Origin of the sequence: Streptomyces sp. NPDC019443 (assembly GCF_044389785.1) — a bacterium.
Lineage (GTDB): Bacteria > Actinomycetota > Actinomycetes > Streptomycetales > Streptomycetaceae > Streptomyces.
The window spans coordinates 149,003-171,054 of record NZ_JBIRYJ010000002.1; the positions used below are offsets into that span (position 1 = coordinate 149,003).

Here is a 22,052-nt window from a genome sequence, read left to right on the forward strand (position 1 = left end):
TGTCACGTCCGGAAAAGACCGGATGAGTGGGCCTTTGTCCGTACCAGCGGTGTTAGCTTTCTGAGCTGATCTGAGACCGAGCAGACCGAGTAGTGAGAGCGGAGCAACGAAGCGATGGGCCGAGCGGAAGCACGACGGGCCCGGCAGGGTGGGGCGCGCCGGGCGAAGAAGGCGGGGCCCACGGGCATACGGCGGTTCTTCACCTGGAGGAAGCTGCTGGGCACCTTCTTCGGCTTCTGCCTGCTGGCGATGGGCGCGTTCTTCGTGATCTATCTGATCGTGCCGGTGCCCACGGCCAACGCCCAGGCCGAGATGCAGAGCAACGTCTACAAGTACAGCGACGGCAAGATCCTCACCCGCACCGGCACTGTCAACCGCGAGATCGTCGGGCTCGAGCAGATCCCGAAGGACGTCCAGTACACCTTCGTCGCCGCCGAGAACAAGACCTTCTTCAAGGACTCCGGAGTCGACTTCAAGGGCACCGCCCGCGGCCTGATGAACACCCTCACCGGCAAGGGCAAGCAGGGCGGCTCGACGATCACACAGCAGTACGTCAAGAACTACTACCTCGACCAGGACCAGACGGTCACCCGCAAGCTCAAAGAGCTGGTGATCTCGCTCAAGGTGGACAGGAACGAGGAAAAGAGCGAGATCCTCGCCGGGTACATCAACACCAGTTACTACGGGCGCGGTGCATACGGAATCCAGGCGGCGGCCCAGGCGTACTACCGCGTCGACGCGTCCAAGCTGACCGTCGCCCAGGGCGCGTACCTCGCCTCCCTCCTCCAGGCCCCCAGCCAGTACGACTGGGCGGTCGCCTCCGACACCGGCAAAAAGCTGGTCACCGAGCGCTGGAACTACGTACTCGACAACATGGTCGAGGAGAACTGGCTCGACTCCGGCAAGCGCGGCGCCCTGAAGTTCCCCTTCCCCAAGGCCCCGAAGGCGGCCCCCGGCATGGGCGGCCAGACCGGCTACCTCGTCGACGCGGCCAACGCCGAGCTGGAACGCCAGGGCATCAGCGAGGACGAGATCGAGGCAGGCGGCTGGACGATCACCCTCAACATCGACGAGAAGCGCCAGAAGCAGCTGGTCAAGGCGGTCGACAAGCAGCTCGAGGAGAAGCTCGAGCGCAAGAGCGACAAGGCCGACGCGACCGTCCAGGCGGGTGCGACCTCCGTCGACCCGAAAACCGGCCATGTCGTCGCGCTGTACGGCGGCATCGGCGCCACCGAGCACTGGCTGTCCAACGCCACCCGCCGCGACTACCAGCCCGCCTCGACCTTCAAGCCCGTCGTCCTCGCCTCCGCCCTGGAGAACGGGTCCAAGACCCAGGACGGCGAACCGATCGGTCTCAAGACCACCTACGACGGCACCAGCAAGCGGCCCGTCGAGGGCAGCGACACCCCCTTCGCCCCGGAGAACGAGGACGACCGGGACTACGGCCCGGTCACCGTCCAGAGGGCCACGAACAGCTCGATCAACTCCGTCTTCGCGCAGATGATCGTGGATGTGAGCCCGGAGAAGGCGAAGAAGACCGCACTCGACCTCGGCATGAAGGACGGCAAGGGCTGGCCGGAAAGGCCCGCGATGTCGCTCGGCACGATGGGCGCCTCCACCTGGGACATGGCCGCGGTGTACGCGACTCTCGACAACCACGGCAAGAAGGTCACGCCGACGATCGTGAAGTCCGCCGAGCACCAGGTCCGCGAGGCCGACCTGGCGGACCCGATCGGCGACCAGGTCATCAGCCGCGAGGCGGCGGACACCACCACGGCGGCCATGACGGGCGTCGTGAAGAGCGGCTCGGGCCAGAACGCGGCCGGCGAGTACGAGGCTGCGGGCAAGACCGGTACCTCGGAGAACAACCGCTCGGCGTGGTTCGTGGGCTACACCCCCGAACTCGTCACCGCCGTCGCCCTGTTCGGCGAGGACCCCAAGGGCGGGCAGGTCACGCTGACCGACACGGTCAACGCGGGCCGTGCCAACGGCGGTGGCGTGCCGGCCAAGATCTGGAAGCAGTACACGACGGGTGCGCTGGACGGCGGCTCGGACGCCGAGTTCGAGCTGGAGGTCGACGAGACCGCGACCGCGGACCCGGATCCGAAGCCGTCGGACACCCCGACCCAGACGCCCTCTCCGACGGCGACCCGGGAGCCGGAGGAGACTCCGACCCATACTCCGACGAAGACACCCGTCGAGACGCCGACGGACGATCCGACGCAGACACCGACCAAGACGCCGACGGGTGAGCCGACCTTCACGCCGCCGACCGATCCGACCGACGGCGGCCCGGGCGGGCCGGACGGCGACCAGGGCGTCCTCAGGCCGTAATGCCACAACTGCATGCCATGGCCGTCATGCATGGCCGTCGCGACATGACTGTGCCCGCGGCACCCGGCTTCCGGGTCCGCGGGCACAGTCGTATCCGCTGTCAGCCGCCGTTCACAATGTTGGCGATACCGGTCGCCCGACTGCTTGTCGATGTTGCGCCAGTACTGCAGTGCCCGGTCCACGATCGGCCGGGTCATCCCCTGCAGCAGGTGCCCGCTGACGTTCGACACCAGCCGGTCACGCGCGGCGTCGTCGAGGACCTGGCGGACCATGGTGCCCGGCCGGCCCCAGTCGTCGTCCTCGCGGTGCAGCCTGTAGGCCTCGCGCACCATCTCGACCCCGGCCGCACAGCCCGCCGGGTCGCCGAAGTCCGCCACGCCGGCCGCCGGGCCGCCGTAGGAGTTCGGGGGCGCAGGGCCGTGCCGTGTTCGCCGGCTCGTACCGCATCGGGCCGTCCTTCGCGTACGAATTCACCTGCGAGCGCGCCCTGTTGGGAGGCGGCTGGGCGTAGTTCGGACCGATCCGGCAGCGGTGGGTGTCCGGATACGATCGGTCGATCCAGGGATGTGGTCGCTTCGGCCGCTTGCCCGGTCAACTCCGCAGATGCGATGTCGGCAACACTGGGACGGGGTCCAGATTTGGGCTATGTACGGGTGGGTAGCTCGAACCAGACCACCTTGCCGGTCGAGAGCCGGGTCGCTCCCCACCGTCTGGCCAGCCGGTTCACCAGGAACAGTCCGCGTCCGCCCTCGTCCGTGTCCCTTGCCCGCCGCTGCCTCGGCAGCTGCGGAGAGTCGTCGCCGACCTCGCAGCGCAGCACGTCCGTACGCAGCAGCCGCAGGGTCACCGGACGCTCGGCATACCGCACGGCATTGGTCACGACCTCGCTGACCAGCAGCTCCACCGAGTCGCTCAGCTCCTCCAGACCCCAGCGGGTGAGTGCGCGGCGGGCCAGTCTGCGGGCGCGGCCGGGAGCCGCGTCCTCCGGATCCAGGTACCAGTACGCGACGTCACTCGGCGCGATCCCGTCGAAGCGGGCCGCGAGCAGCGCGATGTCGTCGTCCCGGTCGCCCGGTCCGAGCATGTCCAGCACGTCGTCGCAGAGCGCCTCCAGCGGGGGCGAGTGATCGGGACCGGTCAGCTGGGCGGTGGCGGCCAGGCGCTCCCGCAGCTGCTCGATGCCGGTCCACACGTCCCGAAGCCGGGACTCGACCAGGCCGTCGGTGTAAAGGAGCAGGGTGGCGCCGGACGGGGCGTCCAGCTCGACGGCCTCGAAGTCCACGCCGCCGACCCCGATGGGCGCGCCGGGCGGTACGCGCAGCACCTCGGCCCGGCCACCCAGGTGCAGCAGGATGGGCGGCGGGTGGCCCGCGTTGGCGATGGTGATCCGGTGCGCGACGGGGTCGTACACGGCGTACATGCAGGTCGCCATCCGGTCGGTGCCGAGCCGCTGGGCCTGCTCGTCCAGATGGTGCAGGACCTCCTGTGGCGGAAGATCCAGCCCGGCGAGGGTCTGCGCGGTCGTCCGCAGCTGGCCCATGATCGCGGCGGAGGTCATGGAGTGCCCCATGACGTCGCCGACGACGAGCGCCACGCGGCTGCCCGGCAGCGGGATCGCGTCGTACCAGTCGCCGCCGACGCGGGCGGTCTCGGCGGCCGGGAGGTACCGGCTGGCGAGCCGTACGCCGGTCGGCTGGGGCAGCGAGTCCGGCAGCATGGTGCGCTGCAGCTCGTCGGCGATGTATGCCTCGCGGCCGTACAGCACGGCCTTGTCGATGCCGAGCGCGGTGTGCGTCGCCAACTGGGCTGCCACCAGCAGGTCGTTGGGCTCGAACGCGGGCCGGTCGGGCCGGCGCAGGAAGACCGCGGCACCGATCACGCGCCGCCTGCCGCGGAGCGGGGCCAGTATCGCGCGATGGCCGCCCGGCACGGTCCGGCCGTCGCCGAGCAGCTCGGGCAGCGCGGCCCGGGCGGCGGCGGAGTCGCCGAAGACGGGCCGCACGCCGCGCAGCACCTCGGAGAGCGCACCGCCGGAACGCACCTGGCACAGCTCGGCGGCCGGCGTGAGGTCGTTCTGCAGGTCGATGACCGGGATCGGGACGGTGGCACCGAAGTCGGCGTCCTCACCGGCTAAACGCAGCCGGTCGGTGCGGCGCAGCCGCAGCACGAACGGCGAGACCGGACGCTCGTCGCCCACCGGCAGCGGGTCACGCAGATAGACGAGGATCGCGTCGGAGAAGGTCGGCACGGTGGCCCGGCACAGCCCCAGCACGATCTCGTCCAGATCTATGCCGCGCGCGATCCGCCGCGTCGCGGCCCCCACGAACCGCAGCCGGTCCCCCTCCCGTCGCGCGGTCCCCGCCAACTCCTGCGTGGGCCCGGACGGCGCGGGCACGGCCGATGGCCCGGGCGTGGGCACGGCCGAGGGCCCGGTCGCCTCTGCCCGCGGCCGGGTGCGTTCCTGCGGCCGGGCAGCCAGGGGCTGTCGGCCTTCGTGGGAGGTGGGCTGCTCCGTCACGCGTGGGATTCCGTCCGTCCGGGCCGGTTGTGCGATGCAATCGCCTCGTGAGGCGGTATACCCGCTCTGCGGGCGGCGTCGACAGGGTGGCAGGCATCCGGCACAGCTCCACCCCCTAATGGTGACTTTGAGATGACTTACGGTCAGGTCGTGTGCTGCGCTCAATGGTTGCTGAAACGGCGCAGCCTTGCGGACGACGATCCTACGTTTGCCCCCAGGGGGCGCATCAAGAGTCTCACGAGGTCGTATGCGCCGGAGCGGGTTCCCGGGCCGGAATCAGTCACTTCGCTCACCGCCCGCGCCGGGCGCTCACGAGGCCAGCTCCGCGGCCGTCCGCCCCCAGTCCGCCGGCAGCTCGGGCACCTGCCACGCGGGGTCCGGCCGCCAGCGCTCCCAGCCGTCGGAGAACGGGGCTCCCCAGGCCCGGATCGCCTCGACGGCCGCCTCGCCCGCCTCACGTACCCCTCGCGCCTTCTCCGCGTCCATCAGGCCGACCCGCTGGGCCTGGTCGAACTCGTCCTCGTCCAGCCAGCTCCAGCTGCGGTCGGGCCGGACCGCGATGTCCAGGAAGTGGTCTTCGGAGTCGACGCCGCCCGCCCAGCGCGTATGCGGCTCCTCGAGGTTCACGTACCAGTTCTTGAACCGCCAGCCGCGCTCCCAGAACAGCCAGACCGACCACGGCTCGCCGGGCCGTGCCAGCTTCAGGACGCCCGTGCCGAACCAGCGGGACAGGGCGGTGGTGCGCGGGGCCGTGTAACGGGTCGCGAGCGGCTCCTGGTGGACCGGCGTGCCGTCCGCGAGCACCGGTCTCACGCACTCGGTGCCCGGCGCCATCCACACCGCGAGCAGCTCTTCGGTGTCCTGTACGACGGTCACGGGGCGGCAGATGTGGACGGTGGCGCCCGACAGGACCGGGGCATGGCCGCGATAGCGCCAGAGGATGTGGTCCCCGCGCGTCCAGCGTGCGATGCGTTCTGTGCCTGTCATGAGCAGATCCTAGGAGCACGGTCGGGGCCCAGCTGCGACGCAGATCACGGACGTCGCGTCATGGATGCGTCATACGCAGCACGTCGAGCGCCTCGTCGAGCTGTTCCAGGGTCAGCGCTCCACGCTCCACATAGCCGGACTCGAGGACGACCTCGCGGATTGTCTTCCGTTCGGCCAGCGACTTCTTGGCGACCTTCGCCGCTTCCTCGTAGCCGATGTACTTGTTCAGCGGTGTGACCACGGACGGCGAGGACTCGGCGTACTCCCGGGCCCGCTCTGCGTTCGCCGTGATGCCGTCGACGGTACGGTCCGCCAGCAGACGCGAGGCGTTGGTGAGGAGCCTGACCGACTCCAGCAGGTTCTTGGCGATGACCGGGAGCATGACGTTCAGCTCGAAGTTCCCCGCGGCGCCCGCGGTCGCGACCGTGGCGTCGTTGCCGGTCACCTGGGCCGCGACCATCAGCACGGCCTCCGGGATCACCGGGTTGACCTTGCCGGGCATGATCGAGGAGCCGGGCTGGAGGTCGGGGAGGTTGATCTCCGCCAGACCGGTACGTGGGCCCGATGCCATCCAGCGCAGGTCATTGGAGATCTTGGTGAGCGAGACCGCGATGGTGCGGAGCTGACCGCTCGTCTCCACCAGACCGTCCCGCGCGCCCTGCGCCTCGAAGTGGTCGCGGGCCTCGGTCAGCGGCAGCCCGGTCGCGCGCGCGACCTCGGCGATGACCGCGGCCGAGAAACCGGGCGGGGTGTTGATGCCGGTGCCCACCGCCGTACCGCCCAGGGGGAGTTCGGCGAGCCGGGGCAGCGAGGCCGTCAGTCGCTCCACGCCGTACCGGATCTGCGCTGCATAGCCGCCGAACTCCTGGCCCAGCGTGACGGGAGTCGCGTCCATCAGATGCGTACGACCGGACTTCACGACGTCCGCGAACTCGGCGGACTTGCGCTCCAGCGAGGCCGCCAGATGCTCCAGCGCCGGGATCAGATCGCCCGTCACGGCCGCCGTCGCCGCGATGTGGATGGAGGAGGGGAAGACGTCGTTGGACGACTGGGAGGCGTTCACATGGTCGTTGGGGTGCACCTCGCGGCCGAGGCGCTCGGTGGCCAGCGTCGCGATGACCTCGTTGGTGTTCATGTTCGACGAGGTGCCGGAGCCCGTCTGGAAAACGTCTACCGGGAAGTGCTCGTCCCAGCGGCCCTCGGCGACCTCCGCGGCGGCGTCGGCGATCGCGCCCGCGATGTCCTTGTCGAGCACACCCAGTTCGGCGTTGACCTGGGCAGCGGCCGCCTTGATCCGGGCCAGGGCCTCGATGTGGGACCGCTCGAGACGCTGCCCCGAGATGGGGAAGTTCTCCACGGCCCGCTGCGTCTGGGCCCGCCACTTGGCGTGTGCGGGCACCCGCACCTCACCCATGGAGTCGTGCTCGATCCGGTACTCGCTCGCGTCGCTCATCGTCTTCGTACCTCCCAGAAAAGGTGAGCACTTGTCTTGTTCTGTCTATTCCCAAGTGCGCTACCCGCCAGTAAATACCGGTGACAACCACAAACCGGGGAGGCGCAATGAGGCGCACCAGACGCAGACTTCGCTGTACGGTCGCGGCCGCCGCCGCACTGGCGGCAGGACTTGGCGGGGTGGCGGCCACGACCGCCGAGGCCGACGAGACCCGCACCGTCGCATCTGTACCGCTCCCTCCCGAACTGGAGTCCATCCGCGCGGCCGAGGCCGTCAAGCTCTACGGCAGCCCCGCCGAGCGCCCGCTCGCGGACCGCAAGTCTGGCCTGATCTCGCTCGGCGACAGCGAGATTTCGGGAGAGGGCGTCGGCACGTACGAGCCCGGCACCAACGGCCCCGACAACTGGTGCCACCGCTCGCCCGACGCCGCCATCCACCGCACGGGCATCGCGGCGGACGTCACGTACAACGTCTCCTGCTCCGGCGCGTACTCCGGGAACATCCGGATCGGCGGCTCGAAGCAGTACGCCGACGAACTCGTCCAGAGCGACAATCTGGCCATCAAAGCGCGCAACACCCGCATAAAGATGGTGCTGCTGGTGGCCGGCGCCAATGACGATCTGCGGTTCGGGCCGGTGATGACCGACTGCGTCACGCGCTTTCTGCTCATTCAGGGACCGTGCGAGCCCAAGTACGCACCGGGCTGGCAGGCCCGCATCGACGGCCTCGTCCCCAAGGTCGAGCAGACCGTACGGGACCTGCGCACCGTGATGCGCGACGCCGGATACACCGACGAGGACTACAAACTGGTCGTGATGGGCTACCCGAGTCCCATCGGCCCGGACTTCCGCGACAACCCCGGCTTCCCCGGCAAGCTGATCTGCGGCGGCATGGGCTACGACTCCGACACCGTCTGGGGCCGCAACACAGCCGTCCCCGCCTTCCAGCGCGGCATGCGCAAGGCCGCGCAGTCCACCGGAGCCGTCTACCTCGACAACTCGCGCCTCTTCCACGGCCATGAGGTCTGCATGGAGAACACCTGGGTGCGCGGGCTGTACGTGGACATCACCAACCCCTTCCCGCCGGACTCCAATTCGGTCCGCCAGTCCTTCCACCCCAATGTGCGCGGACACGCGGCGTTCGCCTCGTGCCTCACGCAGCTCTACAACTCAGGGCTGCGCGAGGCGAGTTGCGCGGATGTGGCGTCGGGCGGGAAGCCCGAGCTGTACGCGGGAGCGTGGGACGACGCGTACAAGCCGCTGAGGAACGAGGCGACGGGCTCCTGTGTGGACGTGTCGGGCGCCGTCACCCGCAACGGCACCGGAGTCGTCGGGTGGGACTGCCACGGCGGACGTAATCAGGGCTGGTGGTACGACGCGGCGCGGAGGTCGCTGCACACGGAGCTGACGCAGGACCGGTGCGTCGACGTGCCGGGTGGCCGCTATGCGGCGGGCGCGGCGCTGGTCGTGTGGGACTGCCACGGTGCCGCGAACCAGCAGTTCGTCCGCACCGGCGGCACGATCCGCCCGGCGGCGGCGCAAGGGCTGTGCGTGACACTGGCGGCGCCGAGGGATGCGGTGCGGTTGCGGGCGTGCACGGGCGGGCCGGACCAGCGCTTCGCCTGAACGAACCGGGGCGCCGCCCTCGGACCCCCGCTCCTCAATCTCCCCCCGGACTTCGTCCGGGGGGACCCCCAACGGGCTGAAAATCAGCCCCTCCGGCGATTGAGGAGCGGGGTCAGCGGGGTCTGGGGCGGAGCCCCAGTTCGGGAAGGGGGCGGGTAGGGCTGTGTCCGATTTTGCGGCTCCGCCGCGGGGCCCGCCGCAGGCGTTACGCCAGCCCCGGTCCCCGCACCGGGATCGACGTGAACGTCGGCGCCGGCGCCGGCTCCGTGAAGAAGTCGTTGCCCTTGTCGTCCACGACGATGAACGCGGGGAAGTCCTCGACCTCGATCCTCCACACCGCCTCCATCCCGAGCTCCTCGTACTCGACGACCTCGACCTTCTTGATGCAGTCCTGCGCAAGCCGCGCCGCCGGACCACCGATCGAGCCCAGGTAGAAGCCGCCGTGCGAACCGCACGCGTCGGTGACCTGGTTGCTCCGGTTGCCCTTGGCGAGCATGACCTTGGAGCCGCCCGCCGCCTGGAACTGCTCGACGTACGAGTCCATCCGGCCTGCCGTGGTCGGACCGAACGAGCCCGACGCGTAACCCTCCGGCGTCTTCGCCGGGCCCGCGTAGTAGACCGGGTGGTCCTTCAGGTACTGCGGCATCTCCTCGCCCGCGTCGAGCCGCTCCTTGATCTTGGCGTGCGCGATGTCGCGGGCGACGACGAGCGGGCCGGTCAGCGAGAGCCGGGTCTTGACCGGGTACTTGGTGAGCTCGGCCAGCACCTCGTCCATCGGCCGGTTCAGGTCGATGCGTACAGCGGCTTCGCCGCGGGCACCCGCCTCGTCGAGGTGCTCGTCCGTCGTGTCCGGCAGGAAGCGCGCCGGATCCGTCTCCAACTGCTCCAGGAACACGCCCTCCGCGGTGATCTTCGCGGTCGCCTGGCGGTCGGCCGAGCAGGACACGGCGATCGCGACGGGCAGCGACGCGCCGTGCCGTGGCAGCCGGACCACGCGGACGTCGTGGCAGAAGTACTTGCCGCCGAATTGCGCGCCGATGCCGATCTTCTGGGTGAGCTCGAAGACCTTCTCCTCCAGCTCCTTGTCGCGGAAGCCGTGGCCGGTCGGGGAGCCCTCGGCGGGCAGCTCGTCGAGGTAGTGCGCGGAGGCGTACTTCGCGGTCTTCAGCGCGAACTCGGCGGACGTGCCGCCGACGACGATCGCGAGGTGGTACGGCGGGCACGCCGCCGTACCGAGCGAGCGGATCTTCTCCTCCAGGAACTTCATCATGGAGGCCTCGTTCAGGACCGCCTTGGTCTCCTGGTAGAGGAACGACTTGTTGGCCGACCCACCGCCCTTGGCCATGAACAGGAACTTGTACGCGCCGCCGTCGGTCGCGTACAGCTCGATCTGGGCGGGGAGGTTGGAGCCGGTGTTCTTCTCCTCCCACATGGTGAGCGGAGCCATCTGCGAGTAGCGCAGGTTGAGCTTGGTGTACGCGTCGTAGATGCCGCGGGAGAGGGCTTCCTCGTCGCCGCCTGCCGTCAGCACGTTCTGGCCACGCTTGCCCATCACGATCGCCGTGCCGGTGTCCTGGCACATGGGGAGGACGCCGGCGGCGGCGATGTTCGCGTTCTTGAGCAGGTCGAGCGCGACGAACTTGTCGTTGGAGGAGGCCTCGGGATCGTCGACGATACGGCGCAACTGCGCGAGGTGGGCGGGCCGCAGGTAGTGCGAGATGTCGTGCATGGCCTCGGCGGCGAGCGTGCGCAGCGCCTCCGGCTCGACCTTGAGGAACGTACGCCCGTCGGCTTCGAAGGTGGAGACTCCCTCGGCGGTCACCAGCCGATACGGCGTGGTGTCCTCTCCCAGCGGGAGCAGATCGGAGTACGCAAACTCTGGCATTACGGCCATTCCTCACTCAGCAGACGGCGACGCGGCCTCCATTGGCAGCGCGCACCCCAGCGTAGAACGCCGCGCGGGAGCCGGGCTTGTGAGGTAGGGCTCACTGAAATCAAGCACTTGGGGGTCTCCCTGGACGGAGTCCCGAGGAGTTTGGGGACAACCGGCGTGGGCCACTAGTCGCGATCTATCGCGTTTCGCTACGCTGGATCCGTGGACCTCGACAAGCACCCCCAGAAGCCGGTCGCCCACGCGGAACCCGGCGCTGCCATCCGTGCCTCCGATGCCGACCGTGACCGGATCGCGGACATCCTCAGGGACGCCCTGGCCGAGGGCCGGCTGGACGCCGAGGAGCACTCCGAGCGGATCGAGGCCGTCTACCGCGCCAAGACCGTCGGCGAGCTCGAACCGATCGTCCAGGACCTGCCGGCGACCCGCAGGCGCCCGGACGCCACCTCGCACGCGTACGGGCCAGAAGGGTCCCCCGGACCCGGCGGACCCGCCGACAACCTGATCGCCGTCTTCTCCAGCTCCACCCGCAAGGGCCGCTGGCGCGTCGGCCGCCGCACCAACGCCTTCTCGCTGTTCGGCAACATCGAGATCGACCTCACCGAGGCGCTCTTCGGGCAGCGGCTGACCGTGATCAACGCGACCTCCATCTTCGGCAATGTCGAGGTCCGGGTTCCGGAGAACATCTCGCTGCGCGGCAGCGGCACCGGCTTCTTCGGCAACTTCGACGTCCTCACGCTGGAGGCCGAGGATCCAGAGGCCCCGGTCGTCGTCGTCAACGGGTACGCGGTTTTCGGCAATGTCGAGGCCAAGCCCAAGCGCGGCCGCCGCATCTCCGATCTCCATGACCGCCTGCGCAAACACCTCGGCTGACGACTGCGCTCCGGAGCGTTTTTCGGCCGCGAGCGCCGGTGCGCAATTCCGTGCGTCGGAACTGAGTGCCACTCAGTGAATAGGAGTGCGCACAGCGGGTAGGGAGTGCTGCATCGTCTCTCGCTCGCGAAGCCGTCGTCAGGAGTAGACCGTGCTGCAACTGCCGCATCAGTCCTTGCAGGTCGCCGCCGTTCCGCCCCAGCGAATTCCCGCTCGGGAAGATCAGGCCGGACCCTGGCATGCGGAGGCGGTGTGCCGCCGGGACGAAGCGGGACTGTTCTTCGCCCCGTCCAAGGAACCAACGGCAGCGCGGCTGTCACGCGAGGAGGCAGCCAAACGGGTCTGCGCCCGCTGCCCCGTGATGGTCGAGTGCCGGGAACATGCCTTGCTCCAGCCCGAGCCGTACGGCGTGTGGGGCGGGCTCACCGCGGCCGAGCGCCGCGTGGTGCTGGCCCGGCGCAGGCGGCGCGAGATCGAGCTCAAGAAGTCGGCGTCGGCGGCCTGACGGTCGACGAGGCGTCGGACGCGTAGGCACGGGAAGGGGCGCCCCACCGCACATGGGGCGCCCCTTCCCGTACCTACGACTGGTACCTACTTCGCGCGGTCGAAGTCGATGGCGCTGTACGCGCGCAGCTTCGACAGTCGGTGGGTCGAGTCGATCTGGCGGATCGTGCCGGACTTGGAGCGCATCACCAGCGACTGGGTGGTCGCGGTCTCCGCGCGGTAACGCACTCCGCGCAGCAGCTCGCCGTCCGTGATTCCGGTGGCGACGAAGAACACGTTGTCGCCGCTGACCAGGTCGTTCGTGTGCAGCACCCGGTCCAGGTCGTGCCCCGCGTCGAGCGCGCGCTGCCGCTCGGCGTCGTCCTTCGGCCAGAGCTTGCCCTGGATCGTGCCGCCGAGGCACTTGATCGCGCAGGCGGAGATGATGCCCTCGGGCGTGCCACCGATGCCCATGAGCATGTCGACGCCGGTGCCTTCGCGTACGGCCATGACCGAACCCGCGACATCGCCGTCCGAGATGAACTTGATCCGTGCGCCGGTCTCGCGGATCTCCTTGACGATGCCCTCGTGGCGCGGGCGGTCCAGGATGACGACCGTGACGTCCTCGGGCGTCGAGTGCTTGGCCTTGGCGACCCGGCGGATGTTGACAGAGACGGGGGCGTTGATGTCCACGAAGTCCGCGGCCTCGGGGCCGGTGACCAGCTTGTCCATGTAGAAGACCGCGGACGGGTCGAACATGGTGCCGCGGTCGGCGGCGGCGAGCACGGCGATGGCGTTCGGCATGCCCTTGGCGTTGAGCGTGGTGCCGTCGATCGGGTCCACGGCGATGTCGACCTCGGCGCCGGTCCCGTCGCCGACCCGCTCGCCGTTGAACAGCATCGGGGCTTCGTCCTTCTCGCCCTCGCCGATGACGACGACGCCGTTCATCGAGACGGTGGAGACCAGGGTCCGCATGGCCTTGACGGCCGCTCCGTCCGCGCCGATCTTGTCTCCGCGGCCGACCCACCGGCCTGCGGCCATGGCGGCGGCCTCGGTGACCCGGACGAGCTCCAGGGCCAGGTTGCGGTCGGGGGCCTCGGGGGAGACCTCGAGCTGGGACGGCAGATTGTGCTCGGTCATCGGAGCGCACCTTTCTGTACGACGACGGCCGGAAAAGAGGGTGATCCGACTCTATCTGTACGTCGACAAATTGAGCAGAGGGGGCCACGTTTGAGCACGCCACCATGATGCGACGATGGGGGCGTGGCAAGTATGCGAGGCAGACAGACGGTGCGCGACATGGTGCTGTCGATGGCGGTCATCGGGGCCGTCGTCGCGGTGATCTATGTGTTCATTCCGCACGATGACAAGGCCGACCCGATCAAGGCGGTCGACTACCGGGTGGAATTGCTTACCGCACGGCGTGCGGCGCCGTACCCGGTGGCGGCGCCGGAGGGCCTTGCGAAGGGGTGGAAGCCGACGTCGGTCTCGTACAAGGGGACCGACGGCAACGCCTGGCACCTCGGCTTCCTGGACCCGGACGGCGAGTACGTCGCGGTCGAGCAGTCCACGGCGCCGGCCCGCAAGTACATCCCGCAGGTCAGCCAGCAGGCCACGAAGACGGACCGCACGCAGCAGATCGCGGGCGCGGCCTGGGAGCGCTGGGAGGGGCCGAAGTACGACGCCCTGGTGCGCCACGACAAGGGTGGGACGACGGTCGTCACGGGCACGGCGTCGGCGCAGCGGCTCGCGGAAATGGCGGCCGCGCTGCGTACGTCATGACGAATCTCGAAGGCCGCCGCACCCGCTTCGGGTGCGGCGGCCTTCGCGTGATGACTGCGTGACGGCTCAGACAGTGGTGATGACCTCGTCGTACGCCAGTCGCGGGGAGCGCGGGAACGAGGCGTCCTCGCCCGGCTTGCCGATGTTGATGACCATCAGCGGGGTGTGGTCGTCGTCCAGGAACTCCTTCTGGACGCCCGCGAAGTCGAAGCCGGTCATCGGGCCCGCGGCCAGACCGGCGGCGCGGACGCCGACGATGAAGTACGCGGCCTGCAGTGCGGCGTTCAGGGCGGCGGCCTGCTCACGGACCGGGCGCTCGGCGAAGAACATGTCCTTGGCCTGCGGGAAGTGCGGGAACAGGGTCGGAAGCTCCTCGTGGAACTCGTTGTCGGCGGCGAGGATCGCGACCAGCGGCGCGGACGCGGTCTTCGCCTGGTTGCCCTCGGCCATGTGACTTACCAGGCGCTCGCGGGCCTCGTCGGAGCGGACGAGGACGACGCGCAGGGGGCTCTGGTTGAAGGCGGTGGGTCCGAACTTGACGAGGTCGTAGATCGCCTGGACCTGCTCCTCGGTCACCGGCTCGTCGGTGAACGTGTTGGCGGTGCGGGCCTCACGGAAGAGGAGGTCCTGAGCGGCGGAGTCAAGGGCGAGGGTCATTGCTGACGTACCTTCCGGGGCGTGCGGCGGATCATTACGACGGGTGTAACCACATCCCGGTAGATTAAATTTCAACTACACGTCCGGAGTGCCCCGGCTCACAGGGGAAGGGCCCCTGACCTGCTCAGTCCTCGGCGGGCTGGGCGGCACCGGCCTCGTGCTCGCCCTCGGACAGCGCCGCGTCGAGCCGGGCGCGGGCGCCCTCCAGCCAGCGGCGGCAGACCTTCGCCAGCTCCTCGCCGCGCTCCCACAGGGCCAGCGACTCCTCGAGCGTCGTGCCGCCCGCCTCCAGGCGACGTACGACCTCGATCAGCTCGTCCCGCGCCTGCTCGTAGCCGAGCGCGGCCTCGTCCGTGTTGGCAGCCATGCGATCCACCCTATGTGTGAGGTACGACAACGACGTTCAGCTCGCCCTCCGAGACCCGCGCGCGCAGCTCGTCGCCCGCCGCGACCTCCTCCGGCGAGCGGACGACCGCCCCGTCCGCCCGCTGCAGCACCGCGTACCCCCGCTCCAGGGTCGCCGCCGGCGACAGCGAGACCACCCGGGCCCGGGTGTGCGCCAGCTCCGAGTCGGCGCGGTCAAGGAGGTGGCCGAGCACCCGCCGGCTACGGGCCACCAGCGCGTCCACCTCCGCCCCGCGCTCGTCCACCATCCGGTGCGGATGCTCCATCGACGGACGGGCCAGCGCATGGGCAAGACCCCGCTCCTCGCGGTCGAGCAGCCCCTGGACGGTGCGCAGCGCACGGTCGCGCAACTGCCGCACCCGGTCCAGCTCCTCGCCGACGTCCGGCACGACCTTCTTCGCCGCGTCCGTCGGCGTCGACGCCCGCAGATCCGCCACCAGGTCGAGCAGCGGCGAGTCCGGCTCGTGCCCGATCGCCGACACCACGGGCGTACGGCACTCGGACACGGTGCGGATCAGCTGTTCGTCCGAGAACGGCAGCAGATCCTCCACGCTGCCGCCGCCCCTCGCCACGATGATCACGTCCACGTCCGTGAGCTCGTCCAGCTCCTTGACCGCCTGGACGACCTGGGTCACCGCGTGCACCCCCTGCACGGCCACATTGCGCACCTCGAAGCGGACGGCCGGCCACCGCCGCCGCGCGTTCTCCAGGACGTCGCGCTCGGCCGCCGATGCCCGCCCGCAGACCAGCCCCACCCGGTGCGGCAGGAACGGCAGCGCCTTCTTGCGCTCGACGGCGAACAGCCCCTCCGCTCCCAGGGTCCGTTTCAGTTGCTCCAGGCGCGCGAGCAGTTCGCCGATTCCTACCGGCTTTATCTCCACGGCCCGCAGCGACAGCTGCCCCCGCGGTGCGTACCACTCCGGCTTGGCGTGCACCACCACGCGCGCGCCCTCCGCCACGACGTCCGCGACCGCGTCGAAGACCTGCCGGAAGCAGGTGACGCTCACGGAGATGTCGTACGAGGGATCGCGCAGGGTCATGAAGACGACCCCGGCGCCCGGCCGCCGCGACAGCTGGGTGATCTGCCCCTCCACCCAGACGGCGCCGAGCCGGTCGATCCACCCTCCGATGAGCCGTGACACCTCGCCGACCGGCAGAGGAGCTTCCGCGGACGTATTGAGAGCCATACGGGCGAGCGTATCGGCCGGGTGCGACAACGCGGCTGATAGCGACGGTGGCACGAGTCTTCCCCTGGCGGGCGGCTCTCTCGCCCCTTCTGGGCGGCCTTACGATGGGGGGCATGACTGCTACGACTCCCGCCCGACGCGTCCTGCTCGCCGCTCCCCGTGGCTACTGCGCGGGCGTGGACCGTGCCGTGATCGCCGTGGAGAAGGCCCTGGAGCAGTACGGGTCGCCGATCTATGTCCGCCACGAGATCGTCCACAACAAGTACGTCGTACAGACCCTGGAGAAGAAGGGCGCGATCTTCGTCGACGAGACGGCGGAGGTCCCCGAGGGGTCGATCGTCATGTTCTCCGCGCACGGCGTGGCGCCGGTCGTCCACGAGGAGGCGGCGCAGCGCAAGCTCGCGACGATCGACGCGACCTGCCCGCTGGTCACCAAGGTCCACAAGGAAGCCGTCCGCTTCGCGGACGAGGACTACGACATCCTGCTGATCGGCCACGACGGCCACGAGGAAGTCATCGGCACGTCCGGCGAGGCCCCCGACCACATCACGCTCGTGGACGGCCCCGAAGACGTCGCGAATGTGTCCGTGCGGGACGAGTCGAAGGTCGTCTGGCTCTCGCAGACCACGCTGTCGGTCGACGAGACGATGGAGACGGTGGACAAGCTGAAGGAGAAGTTTCCGCAGCTGATCTCGCCGCCGAGCGACGACATCTGCTACGCCACGCAGAACCGCCAGGTCGCGGTGAAGCAGATGGGCGCGGAGGCGGACCTGGTCATCGTGGTCGGCTCCAAGAACTCCTCGAACTCGGTGCGGCTCGTCGAGGTGGCGCTGGGCGCGGGAGCGGGCGACGCCCATCTGGTGGACTTCGCGGACGAGATCGACGAGGCCTGGCTGGACGGCGTCTCGACGGTCGGCGTCACGTCGGGCGCGTCCGTGCCTGAGGTGCTGGTCGAGGGCGTACTGGAGTGGCTTTCGCAGCGCGGCTTCGAGGACGTCGAGATCGTGAAGGCAGCGGAGGAGTCGATCACCTTCTCGCTGCCGAAGGAGCTCCGGCGCGATCTGCGCGCGGAGGCGGCGGAGCTGTCCGGGAAGTAACTGACGGAGGCTGCCCGTAACGTTGTGTCCATGGACGTGTTCGGAGTGGACATCGGCGGATCCGGCATCAAGGGCGCACCTGTGGACCTTGAGCGCGGCGAACTGGCGCAGGAGCGCTACAAAGTCCTGACCCCGCACCCGGCGACGCCCGACGCGGTGGCGGACGGCGTGGCCGAGGTGGTCGGCAATTTCGGCTGGTCGGGCCCGGTCGGTATCACCTTTCCCGGCGTCGTCATGGACGGCGTTACGCGTACGGCGGCGAATGTCGACAAGCGCTGGGTCGACATGGACGCCGCGAAACTGCTGGGCGACCGCCTCGGGGGCCTGCCGGTGACGGTCCTGAACGACGCGGACGCGGCGGGCATCGCGGAGATGAGGTTCGGCGCGGGGCACGGCCGCAAGGGCACGGTGATACTGCTGACGCTCGGCACGGGCATCGGCAGCGCGGTCTTCATCGACGGCCGCCTGGTGCCGAACACCGAGCTCGGCCACCTAGAACTGCACGGTCACGACGCGGAGAAGCGCGCGTCGACGAAGGTCAAGGACGACGAGGGCCTGAGCTGGCAGCAGTGGGCGCACCGGGTGCAGAAGTATCTGGCGCACGTGGAGATGCTGTTCTCGCCCGAACTGTTCATCATCGGCGGCGGGGTGAGCCGCAAGGCGGACAAGTTCGTGCCGCTGATCGAGGGAATCAGGGCGGAGATCATCCCGGCGGAGCTCCGGAACAACGCGGGAATCGTGGGCGCGGCGATGGCAGCGGTTGGAAGGTAGCGGGCGAGCGGGCGGCGCCGGGTGCGCGGTACGAGCGGCGGCTGAGCCCGCCCCGGCCGGTCCCGTGCCGCCGGACTGCGTGGCCGCGGACGCCGGCCTCGGTCTGGCGGACGCCGGCCGTGATCTAGCTGCGGCGCGGCGGGGGACCCCCACGGGTGCGGCGCTGGCGGCGGGTCATCATGCGGATCTTCCGGACGCACGTGATGAGCCCCGCGATCAGCGTGCCGCCGTACAGCCAGCCGGCGTGCACCGCGAGTGCGGTGATCACCGCCATCGTCTGGCCGCCGAAGCCACCCGTGCCGCCGGAGATCGGCACGATCCCGACCGCGAACGCGATCGGCACGCTGATCGGCGCGGTGACCAGGTCCGCGTCCCGGACCCACAGCGCCGTCATTGCACTCACGGGCAGGAACAGCAGTCCGTACACCACGGCGGAGCCGCCGAGCAGCAGCCAGTCCAGGCAGCCGAGCGCGAACATCGTCGCGGCTCCGAACAGTCCGCCACCGAGGCCGGTCAGCCGGGGCTTGGGCAGTCTGCGCAGCGCGAGGACCACAGGCGGCACGGTGCGCGCGGGCCGGGCGGCAACCCGGTACACGGGGGTGCCTTCCGCCAGCGTGCCCTCGGCAAGCGCGCTCTGCGGAGTAAGGGGGACCTTCGGGGAGAGAGGGGGCTGCGGCCGCTGCCGGCGCTGAGATTGACTTGTCCTGGGCTGCTCCACCCGAACAAAGTAGGTCGCGAGTGGGGAGGAATCAGGCATGGGACACGCCCTTTGGCTGACCTTGGCGTTGAGTTCGACTCCGAGCTCCCCGTCGATGCCCGGCTTGACCCGCCCGTAAACTGGGGGATCGGCCCACCTCCGGGCCGTACGGCCATCAGCCAGTCCTCACTCCAGGAAGTCGCCAACGTGTCGCTCACGATCGGAATCGTCGGCCTGCCGAATGTCGGCAAGTCGACCCTGTTCAACGCCCTGACCAAGAACGACGTGCTGGCGGCCAACTACCCGTTCGCCACCATCGAGCCGAACGTCGGCGTCGTCGGCGTCCCGGACGCCCGCCTCGCCACGCTCGCCGAGATCTTCGGCTCGCAGCGGATCCTCCCGGCGACGGTCGACTTCGTCGACATCGCGGGCATTGTGCGCGGCGCGAGTGAGGGCGAGGGCCTGGGCAACAAGTTCTTGGCGAACATCCGTGAGTCCGACGCGATCTGCCAGGTCATCCGTGCCTTCAAGGACGAGAACGTCGTCCATGTCGACGGCAAGGTCTCGCCGAAGGACGACATCGAGACGATCAACACCGAGCTGATCCTCGCCGACCTCCAGTCGATCGAGAAGGCGGTCCCGCGTCTGACGAAGGAGTCCCGCCTCCAGAAGGACAAGGTCGCGGTCCTTGCCGCGGTCGAGGAGGCGCAGAAGATCCTCGAGGCCGGCACGACGCTCTTCGGCGCGGGCATCACCGCCGGCACGGAGAAGGGCCGTCTGCTGCACGAGCTGCACCTGCTCACCACCAAGCCCTTCCTCTACGTCTTCAACGTGGACGAGGACGAACTGGTCGACGAGGACTTCAAGAACGAGCAGCGCGTGCTGGTCGCCCCGGCCGAGGCGATCTTCCTGAACGCGAAGATCGAGTCCGAGCTGATCGAGCTCGACGATGACGAGGCGCTGGAGCTTCTCCAGTCGATGGGCCAGGAGGAGCCGGGGCTGGCGACGCTGGGCCGGGTCGGCTTCGACACGCTCGGCCTGCAGACGTACCTGACGGCGGGCCCGAAGGAGACCCGCGCCTGGACCATCAAGAAGGGCGCGACGGCCCCCGAGGCGGCCGGTGTGATCCACACCGACTTCCAGAAGGGCTTCATCAAGGCCGAGGTCATCTCCTTCGCCGACCTGGTGGAGACGGGCTCGGTCGCGGAGGCCCGCGCGAAGGGCAAGGCGCGCATGGAGGGCAAGGACTACGTGATGCAGGACGGCGACGTGGTGGAGTTCCGCTTCAACGTGTAGCGGGTGACGTAACGGCACGTCGTTGATCTGGCAAACATACAGGTCAGGTGGGGTCCGACTCTTCGGAGTCGGGCCCCTTGTTGTTCCCGTGCTGGGATGGTCCTGGGAGATCTGACCCCTCGTCACCCATGATCACACCTGCTCACCTCTACCGTGCTGGGTTTTGGGCAGGGCTTGCGCGCTAAGCGGCCCGCGTCCGTGCGCTCACCCGTCACCCTTGCCGAGCAGGATGCAGAGGCTCCAATCCGCAATCTCGCACTCCGTGCCCGCTTCTGCACTCGATCCACTAGGCCGCTTGAGGTGAAGTAAGATTCAATCTACGTAATACTCTATCTACGTTAATCCCATGGGGTGTGTCGTGGAGTTCCAAGGCCGGGTCGGCGATCTTGAACTGCTGGCCGAGCAGTACCGGACAGTGGCAGAGAGCGTTGGAGCCACCCGAGGGCGGGCTGTGATCATGACGGGTCGGCGGCGAGTGGGGAAGTCGCGACTGGTCCAGGAATTCTGCGACCGCTCGGGAGCGCCGTACGTGGTGTTCCAGGCCACCCGGGGGCGTAACCCTGTGACGGAGCGCGCCGACTTTGCAGCGACCCTCGCGCAGTCACTACTGCCGGGGGCGGAGCTGGTCGCCGGCCTCCAGGCGCAGGACTGGAACCAGGCCCTGCGCTCGCTGGCGCTCGCGGTACCCGATGACTCACCCAGCATCGCGGTGATCGACGAGGTGCCCTGGCTGGTCGAGCAGGATCAGGAATTCGAGGGCGCACTCCAGACTGCCTGGGACCGTCACCTGTCTTCCAGGCCCGTGCTTCTGCTGCTGGTTGGCAGCGATACATCGGTGATGGAGGCACTGCAGTCGTACGGACGCCCATTCTTCGGCCGGGCGGCGAAAATGACCGTCCACCCCCTGAACCTGGCCGACGTGCAGGCCGTGACCGAACTCGACGCCGCAGGGGCCGTGGACGCCCAGTTGATCACTGGTGGATTCCCCGAGATCGTGCAGTCCTGGCGGCCGGGAATGGGGCGTACGGCCTTCCTGCAGGCTTCCGTCGCCAACCCTCTCTCGCCCCTGCTGGTGGCCGGCGAGCTGTCCCTGCTGGGCGAATTCCCCGAGGCTTCGCACTCACGGGCCGTACTGGAAGCGGTAGGCAGCGGTGAGCGCACGTTCAGCGCAATCGCAGCCCAGGCCGGCGGCGCTAGCGCGCTGCCGTCCGGCACGCTCTCCCCGCTGCTGGCCATGCTGCAGGCCAAGCGAGTCCTGGCCGCTGATCTCCCCCTGTCCGTCAAGCCGGATAGCAAGAACAAGCGCTATCGGATCGCCGACCCGTATCTGCGGTTCTGGCTGGCGTTCCTGGCACGCGCCATCCCACTCATCGAGCGAGGCCGCGGCGACTTGGCACTGGAACGCATCGAGCGGTCATGGACCACTTGGCGCGGGCGAGCGGTCGAGCCACTGATCCGCGAGTCCTTGCTGCGTCTGATGCCCAATGATGAGTGGCCCGAGACCGAGGCCATCGGCGGTTGGTGGAACCGTCAGAACAACCCCGAGATCGACCTCATCGGTGCAGACCGCGAGCCGGTGGCCCGCCAGGTGCACTTCGTCGGGTCGGTCAAGTGGCTGGAGACCCAGCCCTTCGGCCGTCGTGAGTATGACGCCTTGGTACGCGACATGCTCGCCGTCCCCGGTACCGCCCCGGACACTCCACTGGTCGCGGTCTCCCGCTGCGGGGTGGCCGATGATCTGCCGCTGACCGCGCACTGGGGGCCGGAGGACCTCGTACGGGCGTGGCAGTCCCGATAGCCGCGGAGCAGCGATGTGACCGTCGTCGGCCGCGATGCGGCGCCAAGGCCGAGGGTGGTGTGAACATCGGGCGAGCTCAGAGTTCAGCTATATGGACGGCATATGGAGTGCTTACAAAAAGAAGAATTCATCTCTAATCTTGACTTACTCCAGAACAGGCATACGCTGGCGATAACAAGCCCAAATCACGCAAAACGG

At 69.1% G+C, this 22,052-nt stretch carries 18 protein-coding genes and 1 pseudogene; 9 read left to right on the forward strand and 10 right to left on the reverse strand.

Annotated features, from left to right (window positions below; genetic code table 11):
- Positions 1-114 precede the first annotated feature (114 nt).
- The gene (locus ACH492_RS06840; protein ID WP_398983595.1) at positions 115-2,334 is read left to right on the forward strand and encodes a transglycosylase domain-containing protein; all 2,220 of its coding nucleotides are present in this window, start codon (positions 115-117) and stop codon (positions 2,332-2,334) included.
- Positions 2,335-2,434: 100 nt separating this feature from the next.
- Here the strand turns inward: ACH492_RS06840 and ACH492_RS06845 are convergent.
- The 4 genes and pseudogenes from ACH492_RS06845 to ACH492_RS06860 all read right to left on the reverse strand — a co-directional run.
- Positions 2,435-2,883 (reverse strand): annotated as a pseudogene (locus ACH492_RS06845) (catalase-related domain-containing protein); the annotation flags it as partial.
- A gap of 94 nt (positions 2,884-2,977) precedes the next feature.
- The gene (locus ACH492_RS06850; protein ID WP_398983598.1) at positions 2,978-4,852 is read right to left on the reverse strand and encodes a SpoIIE family protein phosphatase; all 1,875 of its coding nucleotides are present in this window, start codon (positions 4,850-4,852) and stop codon (positions 2,978-2,980) included.
- Between the two features lie 309 nt (positions 4,853-5,161).
- Positions 5,162-5,839 carry a DUF402 domain-containing protein gene (locus ACH492_RS06855; RefSeq protein ID WP_398983600.1) on the reverse strand — a complete coding sequence of 226 codons (678 nt, stop codon included), beginning with the start codon at positions 5,837-5,839 and terminating at the stop codon, positions 5,162-5,164.
- A gap of 58 nt (positions 5,840-5,897) precedes the next feature.
- On the reverse strand, positions 5,898-7,292 hold the full coding sequence (locus tag ACH492_RS06860) for a class II fumarate hydratase (protein WP_398983601.1): 1,395 nt from the start codon (positions 7,290-7,292) through the stop codon (positions 5,898-5,900).
- 107 nt (positions 7,293-7,399) lie between these two features.
- Between ACH492_RS06860 and ACH492_RS06865 the strand changes: the two genes are divergently transcribed.
- Complete coding sequence (locus ACH492_RS06865) at positions 7,400-8,917, forward strand: ricin-type beta-trefoil lectin domain protein (protein ID WP_398983603.1); 1,518 nt, start codon at positions 7,400-7,402, stop codon at positions 8,915-8,917.
- A 205-nt stretch (positions 8,918-9,122) separates the two neighbouring features.
- Here the strand turns inward: ACH492_RS06865 and ACH492_RS06870 are convergent, their stop codons facing one another.
- Entirely contained in the window at positions 9,123-10,802 is a 1,680-nt protein-coding gene (locus tag ACH492_RS06870) for a fumarate hydratase (protein ID WP_398983605.1), read from the reverse strand.
- A 210-nt stretch (positions 10,803-11,012) separates the two neighbouring features.
- Between ACH492_RS06870 and ACH492_RS06875 the strand changes: the two genes are divergently transcribed.
- Positions 11,013-11,681: a DUF1707 domain-containing protein gene (locus ACH492_RS06875; RefSeq protein ID WP_398983607.1), complete on the forward strand. Its 669-nt coding sequence runs from the start codon at positions 11,013-11,015 to the stop codon at positions 11,679-11,681.
- 151 nt (positions 11,682-11,832) lie between these two features.
- Positions 11,833-12,186: a WhiB family transcriptional regulator gene (locus tag ACH492_RS06880; RefSeq protein WP_398983609.1), complete on the forward strand. Its 354-nt coding sequence runs from the start codon at positions 11,833-11,835 to the stop codon at positions 12,184-12,186.
- Between the two features lie 86 nt (positions 12,187-12,272).
- On the opposite strand, the gene glpX is transcribed toward ACH492_RS06880, so the two are convergent.
- A complete protein-coding gene (gene glpX, locus ACH492_RS06885; RefSeq protein WP_398983611.1) occupies positions 12,273-13,304 on the reverse strand; it encodes a class II fructose-bisphosphatase in 1,032 nt (343 codons plus the stop codon).
- 123 nt (positions 13,305-13,427) lie between these two features.
- Here glpX and ACH492_RS06890 point away from each other — a divergent pair, with 123 nt between their 5' ends.
- On the forward strand, positions 13,428-13,946 hold the full coding sequence (locus ACH492_RS06890) for a DUF4245 domain-containing protein (RefSeq protein WP_307661362.1): 519 nt from the start codon (positions 13,428-13,430) through the stop codon (positions 13,944-13,946).
- A 66-nt stretch (positions 13,947-14,012) separates the two neighbouring features.
- Here ACH492_RS06890 and ACH492_RS06895 read toward each other — a convergent pair whose 3' ends face one another.
- The 3 genes from ACH492_RS06895 to xseA form a co-directional block, all read right to left on the reverse strand.
- Positions 14,013-14,603: a malonic semialdehyde reductase gene (locus ACH492_RS06895; RefSeq protein ID WP_398983612.1), complete on the reverse strand. Its 591-nt coding sequence runs from the start codon at positions 14,601-14,603 to the stop codon at positions 14,013-14,015.
- 124 nt (positions 14,604-14,727) lie between these two features.
- The gene (locus ACH492_RS06900; RefSeq protein WP_398983614.1) at positions 14,728-14,970 is read right to left on the reverse strand and encodes an exodeoxyribonuclease VII small subunit; all 243 of its coding nucleotides are present in this window, start codon (positions 14,968-14,970) and stop codon (positions 14,728-14,730) included.
- A gap of 10 nt (positions 14,971-14,980) precedes the next feature.
- The gene (gene xseA / locus ACH492_RS06905; RefSeq protein ID WP_398983616.1) at positions 14,981-16,195 is read right to left on the reverse strand and encodes an exodeoxyribonuclease VII large subunit; all 1,215 of its coding nucleotides are present in this window, start codon (positions 16,193-16,195) and stop codon (positions 14,981-14,983) included.
- Between the two features lie 104 nt (positions 16,196-16,299).
- Here xseA and ACH492_RS06910 point away from each other — a divergent pair, with 104 nt between their 5' ends.
- Together ACH492_RS06910 and ppgK are read left to right on the forward strand one after the other, a co-directional pair.
- Positions 16,300-17,292, forward strand: coding sequence for a 4-hydroxy-3-methylbut-2-enyl diphosphate reductase (locus ACH492_RS06910; RefSeq protein ID WP_398983618.1), 993 nt, complete (start codon positions 16,300-16,302; stop codon positions 17,290-17,292).
- A 30-nt stretch (positions 17,293-17,322) separates the two neighbouring features.
- A complete protein-coding gene (ppgK, locus tag ACH492_RS06915; protein WP_398983619.1) occupies positions 17,323-18,063 on the forward strand; it encodes a polyphosphate--glucose phosphotransferase in 741 nt (246 codons plus the stop codon).
- A 124-nt stretch (positions 18,064-18,187) separates the two neighbouring features.
- On the opposite strand, the gene ACH492_RS06920 is transcribed toward ppgK, so the two are convergent.
- Positions 18,188-18,781, reverse strand: coding sequence for a DUF6542 domain-containing protein (locus ACH492_RS06920; RefSeq protein WP_398983621.1), 594 nt, complete (start codon positions 18,779-18,781; stop codon positions 18,188-18,190).
- A 186-nt stretch (positions 18,782-18,967) separates the two neighbouring features.
- Here ACH492_RS06920 and ychF point away from each other — a divergent pair, with 186 nt between their 5' ends.
- Both ychF and ACH492_RS06930 read left to right on the forward strand, forming a co-directional pair.
- The gene (gene ychF, locus ACH492_RS06925) at positions 18,968-20,056 is read left to right on the forward strand and encodes a redox-regulated ATPase YchF (protein ID WP_398983623.1); all 1,089 of its coding nucleotides are present in this window, start codon (positions 18,968-18,970) and stop codon (positions 20,054-20,056) included.
- Between the two features lie 346 nt (positions 20,057-20,402).
- A complete protein-coding gene (locus tag ACH492_RS06930) occupies positions 20,403-21,854 on the forward strand; it encodes an ATP-binding protein (RefSeq protein ID WP_398983624.1) in 1,452 nt (483 codons plus the stop codon).
- Positions 21,855-22,052 lie beyond the last annotated feature (198 nt).